The organism is Serratia sp. 506_PEND (assembly GCF_001076875.1).
GTDB classification, from domain to species: Bacteria; Pseudomonadota; Gammaproteobacteria; order Enterobacterales; family Enterobacteriaceae; genus Serratia; species Serratia marcescens.
The window spans coordinates 1-11,116 of the sequence record NZ_JVEL01000128.1; the positions used below are offsets into that span (position 1 = coordinate 1).

The window sequence follows — 11,116 nt, forward strand, 5'->3', positions numbered from 1 at the left end:
CGGCGCCCCTGCGCGCCGTGCTGACTGCAAAAAAACCCTAGCGCTCGCTAATCGGGCCGGCCTGCGCCGGCCCCTACTTACCCGTTGCTGGCATCGACAATCCGCAGCTCATACACCATCGTCGCGTTCGGCGGGATCTGCGGCGCATAGCCCGTTTCACCGTACGCCAACGCCGGCGGCACCACCATCGTCAGCGAACCGTGATTTTTCAGATGACCGATCGCCTCGCGGAACAACGGCGGATAGGCGGAGAGCGGCTGAGACATCACCTTTCCACTGCGATCCATATCCTGAATCACGCTGCCGTCGGTTAAGCTCTCTTTCACCACGATGTCTACCCGCGCGTTTTCCGCAATGGTTTCATCACCCGCATAATCGATGCGATACCAGAAGCCGGAAGGCGATTTCTGCGTGCCCTTCTTCTTTTTGAACTCGGCAACGAACGCCTCACCCTTGCTGGTCTGCGTCTTCGCCGCCTGGTTTCTGGCGTCACTCACCGCTTTTTCCGACTCCGCCAGCGCGCGGGTCAGCTGCGCATCGCTCAACTGGTAATGGCCGTTGAAGGTATCGATCACGCCGGCCAGCAACATGGTTTTATCGGGTGTGATGCCCCAATTTTTACGCTCAGCCAGCATCGTTTGGATATCGCGCCCCAAGGCGACGCCGGCAGCATAGCTCTGTTGCTCCGGTTTTTTCTTCAGCGTTTTCACTTCCGGCAACCATTTGGCCCGCGATCTCAGCCCGCTCAGTTCGTCTTGCAAAGCTTGCTGAGCCTGATGGGCGGCAGCCAGCTCCGCTGCCGTTTTATCCGCCCGTTGCGTCGCTTCATCCCTCTTCTGCGCTACCTGCGCGCTTTCCGCCGTCACCGCCGCCAGACGTTGTTCCAGCATTTTGGCCTGCTCGGTTTGCGCTTTGTTTTTTTCCTGCAGTTGCGCCAACTGCCGCTGCAGTTCCTCCGTCGCTTTGGCGGCTTCTATCGCCTGCTTTGCCAACGACGCCTGCAGGCTTTTCTCTTGTTGCTCGGCCTGCCGACGTTGGTCATCACGCTCTTTCTGCAGCTGCGCCAGCCGCTGTTGAAGCTCGCCCACCGCCTTGGCGGCTTCGGCTTTTTGTTGTTCCAGCGCCGTCTTCAGGCTTTTCTCTTGTTGCCCCTCCTGCTGTCGTTGGACGCCCTGTTCTTTCTGCAGCTGCGCCAGCTGCCGCTGCAGTTCATCCGTCAACTTGGCGGCCTCGACCTTTTGTCGTTCCAGCTCAGCGGCGGCCGCTTTTTTGTCCTGCTCATAACGCTGACGCGCTTTATCATTGGCGGTTTGCGCCGCCGCCAGCTTCTCCTCCCAAACCTGCTGCCGAACGTTTTCCGCCTGTTTGGGCAAGGCCGCCAGCCGTTGTTCCAGCAAGGCAATGCGCCGATCTCGCTCCGCGGTTTGTTGCTTTTGCCGCGCCAACGCGGCTTGCGCCTCGGCGATCTGCGCCTGAGCCTTGCGCTCCTGCGGCGTCAGGTTCAGCGCCTGTCGCACGCCGCTGGCGAAGTCGCTCAACGCGCTCAGATCGGGAGCCGGTGCCGGTTTATCGGCAACCGTCAGGGATGACGCAACGCGCAGCGCGGTCAGCTCCTGCTGCAGTGATTGAATAGCGGCTTGCTGTTGTTCCAGTCGAGTCTCTTTCTCACGCAGCGCCTTTTGCAACTGCGTCAGCTGCTTTCTCTGCGCAGCCGTTTCACGAAGTTGAACCGGCCGGGACGCCGGCTTTTGGATTTCCCGGGGCGGGGTAACCGCGGCGTCAGCCGCCGGTGCATCCTGTTGCTGGTAGCGCTCGGCAAACTGCAATAATGCAGGCACATCGTCATCCGCCACGACCAGCGTTGGCGCAAGCGCCAGCGACATCATCAGGCTCAGCAGTGCCTTTCTCGCACGAGGGATCATTGGGCGCGTTCTCCGCGCTCAGCCAGACCGGTCATCATGGCAGAACTGATGTCTGCGCACAGACGGCTGGTGCGATAACGATACAGTGCATCGACGGTTTCCTGCGTGCCCGTATTGATCCGTTGGCGCACGCCGGCATACTGCGCCGCACCGCTCATCAAGGTATCGAACTCGCGTTTGAATTTCTGATATTTCTCGTTATCCATGCCGCGCATGGCATCCAGTTCGCGTTGGCACTGCTGCATGCGCTCGGCCTCACGCTGCCGCTTATCCTGCTCCGCAACTTCTTCTGCGCTGGGCGGCTTACTCAATGTAGAAACGGGCCGCTTGGCGGTCTGGCAGCCGGTCAGGGCCAACGTCAGTAAAAGCGCAGCGGTCCAACAGTGTGCCGTTCGGGTCATTATCATTATCTCCTTGTTAAGTCCGCCGCCAACGCGCTCTGCAGTCGAGCTGACGGCTCTCCTCATTGATGCTGTGATGTTCCGGCCATCAGCCAAGCCGTGTTCGGACATGAAAATGCAGACGCAGCATTGAGAGGCATGGCGCCAATAATTCACTGCATCAATGCATATCAAAAAATCATTTAATATGATGATATTTAAAGGATTTTAATTCACAAACTTATCAGCAGGGCATGACAATCGCAAGAAGAGATGGGGGGTTGGTCGACCGAGATACCGCGTTGAAACGGGCTAATGGTCTTAACAAAACATAAAAAAAGCCCCGGCAAAACGCCGGGGCCTGGTACTTGCGTGATCGCCGAGGGCTCAGTGACACGCAAAGGGGTCTTACGGCCCGGAAACCGGTTGTCAAACGCGGCTAACTGCGTGTTTATGCGCTTTGCGCCAGAGGATCAACCAAGGCCAGCGCGTTTTTCATCGCCTCCACCATTTCGCCATCCACGCAATAATGGCTAAATTCGTCAAACTCGTTATCGGAGCACATGGTGACGCCCGCCTTGCGATAACGCATGGTCGACGGCACCAGATGGCCGGAAGAGCTGTGCAGTTCATGCAGGCCGATATCGACAAACTTATGCAGATTGCTGAGGCGCACGCCGGCACCCGCCATGATCACCGGGCCTTGGCTGGCCTGGCGCAAATCGCGCAGCAACGGCAGGCCAAGTTCGGCGCTCTGCTGCTGGCCGGAGGTCAGAATGCGCGCCACACCCAGCTCGGTCAGTTGCTCCAGCGCCACCATCGGATTCTGGCACATATCGAACGCGCGATGGAACGTCACCGCCATGCCTTCGCACAGCCTCATCACTTCGCGCATGCGCGGCAGATCGATGTGCCCTTCGTCGTCCAGCATACCAACCACCACGCCGGGGAACCCCATCTCGCGAATTTGGCGGATATCTTGTTTGATCACTTCGAAATCCACCGCGCCGTAGCAGAAATCGCCACCGCGCGGGCGAACGATCGGATGCACCGGGATCGAAACCCGCTCACGCGCCAGACGCAGCGTGCCATAGCTCGGCGTCAATCCCCCTTCGCTCTGGCTGGCGCACAACTCGATGCGATCGGCGCCCGCCCGTTCGGCCGTCAGCGCACAGTCGACGCTAAAGCAACAAACTTCCAGTTTTATCATTGTCACCCCCAGATAACGGCCAACATACGGCGGCAATTGTTCATTTCTTCATTTCTCACGTAGGCTCATGCATAGGCATAAACCGGCTCAGGGTTATCACTATGGCATTCAATTTTGATCAATGGGTAGACCGCAGTCACAGTGACAGCGTTAAGTGGGATAAATATCGCGGCAGCGACATCATCCCACTTTGGGTCGCCGACAGCGATTTCACCTCACCGCCGGCGGTGATCGAAGCCTTGCAGCGCCGCGTAGCACACGGCGTATTCGGCTACACCCACCCATCCCCTGATCTTATTGAGGTTTTTACCCGCCGCATGGTAGAGCGCTACGATTGGCACATCAAGCCTGAATGGATCATTTTCCTGCCTGGCCTGGTGTGCGGCCTGAACCTGTGCGTGCGAGCCTGCACCGAAGAACATCAGAGCACGCTGGCTCCCTCGCTCATTTATCCGCCGTTTCGCAAAGCGGCCAAATTCGCCGGGCGTAAACACCTTTCGGTATCGCTAACAGCGGTCAACCAGCGTTGGGGGCTGGATTTTTCCTCGATGCATGATCGGCTCAACGGCAACGAAAAACTCCTGTTGCTGTGCAACCCGCAGAACCCCGGTGGCACCGTGTATCGCCGAGAGGAGCTGTTGCAGCACCACCGGTTCGCTCGCGAACACGATTTAATCGTCTGTTCGGATGAAATTCACTGCGAACTGCTGCTTGAGCCCGGCGCGCGCCATATCCCCTTCGCCACCCTGAATGAAGACGCGGCCCAACGCAGCGTGACGCTGATGTCACCGTCAAAGACGTTTAATCTCGCCGGGCTCGGCGCCTCGATGGCGATCGTCCCTAATGAGGCGCTGCGACAAAAGCTGAAACGCGCGCGCAGCGGCATCGTGCCGGAGGTCAATCTGCTGGCGCTGGTCGCCGCCCAGGCGGCCTATCAATACGGGCAACCCTGGCTGGACGAGCAGTTGATTTATCTGCGCGCCAATCGCGATCGGGTGACAGCACGCATCAACGCCATGCCGGGATTGAAGTTGTTGCCGATTGAAGCCACCTATTTGGCCTGGATCGACTGCGGCGCGTTGCCGGTGGACAATCCGCCTCAGTTCTTCGAGCGCGCGGGCGTTGGATTAAGCGCCGGTTTGGATTTCGGCGATCGGCGCTTTGTGCGGCTTAACTTTGGTTGCCGATGGGCCCTGCTCGATGAAGCGCTCGAACGCATGGCGCGAGCCTGTGCGGCGCTGCCTGGCTAACCTTGTTCGCTGGCGACGATGTCTCGAATGGAATACGGATGAAACTTGATCGTGACCGTTCCGTCGGTGATGGCCAGCGTCGGGTTCGGCAGCCGCTCGCCCTCACCTTTTGGCGAGCTTTGCTTCAGCTTGATCCCTGGCGCCAACAATGCTTCATCGGCAAGGTGGCTCAACGCCCGAGCGTACAGCGTCTGAGGATCGCCACTGAGCACTAATTCGACGTGTTCCCAGCCTTCGTGCGGATAGCGTTTCTCCCCTGGATACGGCAGTTCGATGCAGTCTATCCGCCACGGCCCTACGGCCAGCGGCTGAGACAAATCGAACAGGCAGATAGGCCGCCCGTTGATCATCGATTCGGATAGCAGTGTCCCGCACTGCATCAGCCCCTGGCGCCAACGTTCAGCGGTGGCATTCTGGTGACAGCGCAGGGAGATGTGATCGGCGGTAAACGCGGCCAGATCAAGCCGCAATTTGGCGGCAAATTGATGCAGCGCCTGCTCGAAACGCGGCAAATCGAGCGTCAGATCGTCAAGCTCGGCAACGGCCTGCAAGGGAGTGGTCATAGAAACCTCAAAACAACGGAGCGCAAAGTTAAACGCCGTAATTTACACGGTGGCGGCAGCGCTCGCCACCGTGGCGACGTTTTTCGGCGGCGGTTCAGAATGATTTTTGGTTGCGGACGGGGAGAATAAAAACCAGTTTCTTATTAAGATGACAGCTTATTAAATCAACAGAAAAATAAAAAATAAGATTTTTCGCAAGCCATTATACCTTCTCTTCATGACGTTATGATTTAAGTTATTTTGCACAAAACCCTCTGCACTCCATTGGTCAAGTCGATTGAATAGTCTGGTTTAATCAAACCTGATTCACTTATCGAAGCCACATAAAACCATAAGCACAACCTATTGTAAAAAAAGAAAATAAACCCCATTAATTGATGAGAAGCTAAGGATTATCTTAATTTACCCCCAGACAATTGATTCACCAAGACAACTCCGCTACTTTGGAGGAAATTTAAATTCGAGATGATCATTATGTTATTGCTGACGATATCCTTGGTGTTGATAATTATCGCCGTATACGCCATCTACCGTCATTTCAAATCACGCAGCGTCAACACGCTGGATGCTGGTCGCCGCAATAAAAAACGCTAGCTTCGCAACTCTCCCCTTCGTACATTCTGTTCAGGTCATTCTGCTTTCACCTTCCGGCAATCAACGCGCCGCACCCGACAACTGTTTCATCGCAGCGGCCGCGCCAACTGCTGACGGGCTTCGTCAGATCGGTTACAATTACAGGCTGTTTTGTGGCGGTCGCCCATCGCGCCCGCCACCGTTGAATCCCGCAGGGGCTGGCTTCAGCCCCTCGTTCGTCATTAAGGTAACCCGGTGAATATTCAGGTTCTTCTTTCAGATAAAGTCAGCCAGGCGCTGATCGCCGCTGGCGCGCCAGCCGATTGCGAAGCGCAGGTCCGCCCTTCCGCCAAGGCGCAGTTTGGCGATTACCAGGCCAACGGCGTGATGTCAGTCGCCAAAAAGCTGGGCATGCCGCCCCGTCAGCTGGCGGAAAAAGTGGTGCAACTGCTGGATCTCGGCGACGTCGCCGGTAAAGTGGAAATCGCCGGTCCCGGCTTTATCAACATTTTCCTGAACAGCGACTGGGTCGCCCGCCAGGCCGATCAGGTGCTGAACGCACCGAAATTGGGCATTGCGCCGGTTGAACCGCAAACCATTGTTATCGACTACTCCGCGCCGAACGTGGCGAAAGAGATGCACGTCGGCCACCTGCGCTCCACCATCATCGGCGACGCCGCGGCGCGTACCCAGGAGTTTTTGGGCCATAAAGTGATCCGCGCCAACCATGTCGGCGACTGGGGCACTCAGTTCGGCATGTTGATTGCCTACCTGGAAAAAATGCAGAACGAAAACGCCAGCGATATGGGCCTGTCCGATTTGGAACAGTTCTATCGCGAAGCCAAGAAACACTACGACGAAGACGCCGAGTTCGCCGAGCGCGCGCGCGCTTACGTCGTGAAGCTGCAGGGCGGCGATCAGTACTGCCTGAAAATGTGGCGCAAGCTGGTCGACATCACCATGGCGCAAAACCAGCTGACCTATAACCGCCTGAACGTCACGCTGACCGAAGACGACGTGATGGGCGAAAGCCTGTATAACGCGATGCTGCCGGGCATCGTCGCCGATCTGAAAGCCAAAGGGCTGGCGGTGGAAAGCGAAGGCGCCACCGTGGTGTTCCTCGATGAATACCAGAACAAGGACGGCGACCCGATGGGCGTCATCATCCAGAAAAAGGATGGCGGCTACCTCTACACCACCACCGATATCGCCTGCGCCAAGTATCGCTACGAAACTCTGGGCGCCAACCGCGTTCTGTATTACATCGACTCCCGCCAGCATCAGCACCTGATGCAGGCCTGGACCATCGTGCGCAAGGCCGGTTACGTGCCGGAGTCCGTCTCGCTGGAGCACCACATGTTCGGCATGATGCTGGGCAAAGACGGCAAGCCATTCAAAACCCGCTCGGGCGGCACGGTGAAGCTCTCCGATCTGCTGGATGAAGCCATCGAACGCGCCGAACAGCTGATCGCCGGCAAAAACCCGGACATGCCGCAAGATGAAATGAAGACCGTGGCCCGCGTGGTCGGCATCGGCGCGGTGAAATACGCCGATCTGTCGAAAAGCCGCACCACCGACTATGTCTTCGACTGGGACAACATGCTGGCCTTCGAGGGCAATACCGCGCCTTATATGCAATACGCCTATACCCGTGTGGCATCGGTATTCAAGCGCGCCGGGATCGACGAAAGCAGCCTGACACTGCCGCTGACGCTGACCGAAGAGCGTGAAATTGCGCTGGCTACCCGTTTGCTGCAGTTCGAAGAGGTGCTCACCACCGTTGCACGTGAAGGCACGCCTCACGTCATGTGCAGCTACCTGTATGATCTGGCCGGCTTGTTCTCCAGCTTCTACGAGCACTGCCAGATCCTGAACGCCGACAGCGAAGAAACCCGTCAGAGCCGCCTGAAGCTGGCGCTGCTGACCTCTAAAACGCTGAAAACCGGGCTGGATACGCTGGGCATCGAAACCGTCGAACGCATGTAAGCCGCACCGCGCGGAAAGTAAAAAGGTCGCCAAGGCGACCTTTTTTTGTTCTTGCATTCGGCTCAGGCGACGCGGCGCGCAAAATCACGCGGGCGGAAGCCCAACCCGGCCAGCACGCCAAAGTAGGCCACCACACCGGCCACCACCACCGCAGCCAAACGCAGCAAACGTTCCAGCATATTGCCCTGATCCCAAGCCGGCATCAGCCACATCACGCCAATCAGCACCGCCGACATCGCCAGCACGGCGATCACCAGCTTAGTGAGGAACAGCGCCCAACCCGGCTGTGGCTGGAAAATCTTCTGCTTGCGCAGCTGCCAATACAGCAGCGAGGCGTTCAGGCAAGCCGCCAAGCCGATCGACAGCGCCAGGCCGGCATGCTTCAGCGGACCAATAAACGCCAGGTTCATCACCTGCGTCATGATCAGCGTGATGATAGCGATCTTGACCGGCGTTTTGATGTCCTGCCGCGAATAGAAGCCCGGCGCCAGCACTTTAACCACGATCAGCCCCATCAGCCCCACCGAATAAGCCACCAGCGCGCGCTGCGTCATCGCCGCGTCAAAGGCGCTGAACTTGCCGTACTGGAACAGCGAGACGGTCAACGGTTTGGCCAATATGCCCAGCGCGATGGCGCTCGGCAGCGCCAGCAGGAAACACAGGCGCAGCCCCCAATCCATCAGGCGCGAATACTCGTCGTGGTTGCCGCTTGAGAAACTTTTGGCCAGCGACGGCAGCAGGATGGTGCCTAATGCCACACCCAACACGCCGGAAGGAAATTCCATCAGGCGGTCGGCATAGTACATCCAGGACACCGAGCCGGATACCAGGAACGATGCGAAGATAGTGTTGATGATCAGCGAGATTTGGCTGACCGACACCCCAAGGATCGCCGGCCCCATCTGACGCATTACCCGCCAGACTCCGGCATCGCCCAATTTGAGGCGCGGCAGCACCAGCATGCCGATCTTGCGCAGGTGCGGCAGCTGGTAGCCCAGTTGCAGCACGCCGCCCACTACCACCGCCCAGGCCAGCGCCAGCACCGGCGGGTGGAAATACGGCGCGGCGAACAGCGCGAAGCCAATCATGCTGACGTTAAGCAGCGTTGGCGCAAAGGCCGGGATCGAGAAGCGGTTCCAGGTATTGAGGATCGCCCCCACCAGCGACGCCAGCGAGATCAACAGAATATAGGGGAACGTGATGCGCAGCAGCGCCGACGTCAGGGCAAACTTGTCGGGCGTATCGGTAAAGCCCGGCGCGGTGAGATAGATAACCCAGGGCGCGGCCAACATCCCCAGTACCGTCACCACCGCCAGCACCAGCGTCAGCAGCCCGGAGACATAGGCGATAAACGTGCGTGTCGCCTCGTCGCCCTGCTGGCTCTTGTATTCGGCCAGGATCGGCACGAAAGCCTGCGAAAACGCGCCTTCGGCAAAGATACGGCGTAACAGATTCGGGAGTTTGAACGCCACGAAGAAGGCGTCCGTTGCCATGCCGGCCCCGAACACCCGCGCGACGATCGCATCGCGGGCAAAGCCCAACACCCGCGAAAACATCGTCATCGAGCTGACGGCAGCCAAGGATTTGAGTAGGTTCATGTGGTTGTCTGATAGGTACCGTAAATATCAACGCCTGCAACAGCAGGCGTCAGTGAAACAATCGGCTCAGTTTACGCATCCGGAAAAGAATAGCTACCGCCATATGTTACATAGAGTTATCCCGTAGCAAACGCTCGACCACCCGCTGGGCAAACAGCGCCTGTTCGCCGCCGGTTTCCGGCGCGCTCTGATTGGCGACGGCATCAAGGAAATGCCGCACCGCACCGTCGAAGCCGCGTTGCACCAGCGTACTTTGCCAGCCCGGCACCGGTTGTTCCAACTCGCCCTGCGCATCTTCACGCAGCCAGTGGCGCATATCGGTCAACTGATACAGCGCGCCGTCGGTCACCGCCTGCACGCTTTCGCGCTGGCTGCCGCCGCGGCGATGCATGCTGGTCGTCACCTGCGTGTCGCCGCAGGCGAAGTGGTGCTCGGCGTACAGCATTTCGCCTGCGGCGTTGGCGCGCACGCTGCCGCTCAGCAGTTGCTCGCCTCCGCCCGCCAGCCACAGCGCCGTGTCCACCACGTGCAGGTAATCATCCAATAGGGTAAAACGCAGATCGTGCGGGCCGACGCTGTCCGCCCGATGTTTATCCATGCGAATGGAGGCCGGCTGATTCATTTGCTGCTTGAGCTGCCGGTAAAGCGGTGCGAAACGGCGGTTGAACCCCACCATCAGCGTTTTGCCCCGCCGCTCGGCCAACTCAAGCAACTGCTCGCCCTGCTCCAGCGTCTCCGCCAGCGGTTTATCGACGTAAACGTGCACGCCGCGGTTCAGCAGCTCGTCAATGACCGAAAAATGGCTGGCGGTGCTGCTGTGAACAAAGACCGCGTCGCACTGTTCGGCCAGGCTGTCCAGCCGGGAGAAACAGGCCATGCGGTAGCTGTCGCACAGCGGCTGCGCTTTTTGCTGATTGGGCGAAAAACCGCCCACCAGAGTCCAATCCGCCGCCTGACCGAGGATTGGCAGGTAAGCCTTCTGCGCGATACTGCCCAATCCCACCACGCCTACACGCAATTTAGTCATTCGCATCCCTCACCAACAGGTGTTGCAACTGCCGTTTCAGTTCCGCCACTTCGCTTTCCAATGCGCTAACCCTGGCGCTCAGTTCGCCGTCGTCCTCGGATTCGAACGCCGCGGGCGGCGCTTCATCAATCTGGCCGCTGAACAGATGCATGAATCGGCTTTCGCGCTTGCCCGGCTCACGCGCCAGGCGCACCACGAACGGGCCATCTTCTCGCGTGGCCAGCTGTTGCAACACCTGTTCGACCTCGCTGACATCGCTGAACTCGTGCATCCGATTGGTACGGGTGCGCAGCTCGCCGGGCGTTTGCGCGCCGCGCAGCAGTAAAGTGGCGATCACCGCCAGTTCGGCGGGCGAAAGTTTCAGTTGGCCGAACTCGGAGTTGCAAAACCGCTGTTCGTACTTCACTACCCGGTTGCCGAACCCGCTGAGGGTGCGCAGGAAATGTTTGCGCAGCAACAGATCGAGGAGCTGCTGCACTTCGCTTTCGCTCAGATCCATCACCGGTTCACGGTTGGTTTTTTGGTTACATGCCAGCGTAATGGCATTCAGCGAAAGCGGGTATTGATCCGGGGTCGTGACCTGTTTTTCCAACAGGCAGCCGATAAC

At 58.5% G+C, this 11,116-nt stretch carries 9 protein-coding genes; 2 read left to right on the top strand and 7 right to left on the bottom strand.

The features are described 5' to 3' along the window. Positions 1 to 77: 77 nt before the first annotated feature. The 3 genes from ADK28_RS03545 to cutC form a co-directional block, all read right to left on the bottom strand. Positions 78 to 1,922 (bottom strand): FKBP-type peptidyl-prolyl cis-trans isomerase N-terminal domain-containing protein, encoded by a 1,845-nt coding sequence (locus ADK28_RS03545; protein ID WP_048794903.1) that lies wholly within the window; start codon positions 1,920 to 1,922, stop codon positions 78 to 80. Beyond that, a complete protein-coding gene (locus ADK28_RS03550; protein ID WP_028127482.1) occupies positions 1,919 to 2,323 on the bottom strand; it encodes a hypothetical protein in 405 nt (134 codons plus the stop codon). The genes ADK28_RS03545 and ADK28_RS03550 overlap by 4 nt, the downstream gene beginning before the upstream one ends. Before the next feature lie 430 nt (positions 2,324 to 2,753). Next, positions 2,754 to 3,512 carry a copper homeostasis protein CutC gene (cutC, locus tag ADK28_RS03555; RefSeq protein ID WP_004932400.1) on the bottom strand — a complete coding sequence of 253 codons (759 nt, stop codon included), beginning with the start codon at positions 3,510 to 3,512 and terminating at the stop codon, positions 2,754 to 2,756. A 101-nt stretch (positions 3,513 to 3,613) separates the two neighbouring features. Here cutC and ADK28_RS03560 point away from each other — a divergent pair, with 101 nt between their 5' ends. Further along, complete coding sequence (locus ADK28_RS03560) at positions 3,614 to 4,762, top strand: MalY/PatB family protein (RefSeq protein ID WP_048794904.1); 1,149 nt, start codon at positions 3,614 to 3,616, stop codon at positions 4,760 to 4,762. Here the strand turns inward: ADK28_RS03560 and ADK28_RS03565 are convergent. Continuing rightward, positions 4,759 to 5,325, bottom strand: a complete 567-nt coding sequence (locus tag ADK28_RS03565; protein WP_033640096.1) for a VOC family protein — start codon at positions 5,323 to 5,325, stop codon at positions 4,759 to 4,761. The two genes, ADK28_RS03560 and ADK28_RS03565, sit on opposite strands and share 4 nt — an antisense overlap. Before the next feature lie 828 nt (positions 5,326 to 6,153). Between ADK28_RS03565 and argS the strand changes: the two genes are divergently transcribed. Further along, positions 6,154 to 7,884, top strand: a complete 1,731-nt coding sequence (argS, locus tag ADK28_RS03570; protein ID WP_016927425.1) for an arginine--tRNA ligase — start codon at positions 6,154 to 6,156, stop codon at positions 7,882 to 7,884. Between the two features lie 62 nt (positions 7,885 to 7,946). On the opposite strand, the gene murJ is transcribed toward argS, so the two are convergent. From murJ to ADK28_RS03585, 3 genes are all read right to left on the bottom strand, one after another. Beyond that, a complete protein-coding gene (murJ, locus tag ADK28_RS03575) occupies positions 7,947 to 9,482 on the bottom strand; it encodes a murein biosynthesis integral membrane protein MurJ (RefSeq protein ID WP_028127483.1) in 1,536 nt (511 codons plus the stop codon). Positions 9,483 to 9,588: 106 nt separating this feature from the next. Further along, positions 9,589 to 10,509 carry a Gfo/Idh/MocA family protein gene (locus ADK28_RS03580; protein ID WP_048794905.1) on the bottom strand — a complete coding sequence of 307 codons (921 nt, stop codon included), beginning with the start codon at positions 10,507 to 10,509 and terminating at the stop codon, positions 9,589 to 9,591. After that, a partial coding sequence (locus ADK28_RS03585) for a YceH family protein (protein ID WP_065429406.1) occupies positions 10,502 to 11,116 on the bottom strand: 615 nt, incomplete at its 5' end. The genes ADK28_RS03580 and ADK28_RS03585, both read right to left, overlap by 8 nt.